Source organism: Neisseria sp. P0021.S007 (assembly GCF_051956855.1).
In genome coordinates, this window is sequence record NZ_JBQCXA010000951.1 from 1 (window position 1) to 561 (window position 561).

A 561-nucleotide genomic window follows, 5' to 3' on the forward strand; every position below is an offset into this window, starting at 1 on the left:
GTCGTACATGGCATCATAGGTCGTCTGAAGCGAGGCGTAGTCGGCATGGAAGGAATAAGCGTCTTTCATGACGAACTCGCGCGCGCGCATCACGCCGAAGCGCGGGCGCACTTCGTCGCGGAATTTGGTTTGGATGTGGTAAAAGTTTTTCGGCAGCTGTTTGTAGCTGTTGATTTCTTTGCGCACGATGTCGGCGATGACTTCCTCACAGGTCGGACCCATGCAGAAATCGCGGTCGTGGCGGTCTTTCAGGCGCAGTAGTTCTTTACCGTAAAATTCCCAGCGGCCGGATTCCTGCCACAGCTCGGCAGGCTGCACCACTGGCATCAGCAACTCCACGCTGCCCGCGCGCGCCATTTCTTCACGCACGACGTTTTCGACTTTGCGTAACACGCGCAGCCCCATTGGCATCCAAGTATAAAGGCCGGACGCGTTGGCTTTAATCAGACCGGCGCGAATCATCAGCTTGTGGCTGGCGAGCGCGGCTTCGGCAGGGGCTTCTTTCAGGGTAGAAATGAAAAATTGGCTGGCTTTCATGGTGTGTTTTTCTGTGTAAAAAAG

Annotated in this window: 1 protein-coding gene; it reads right to left on the reverse strand. The window is 55.3% G+C overall.

The window, feature by feature from the left end:
* On the reverse strand, positions 1–537 hold a 537-nt coding region (gene proS / locus ACTHUR_RS16900), incomplete at its 3' end, for a proline--tRNA ligase (protein WP_440399846.1).
* Positions 538–561: the final 24 nt, after the last annotated feature.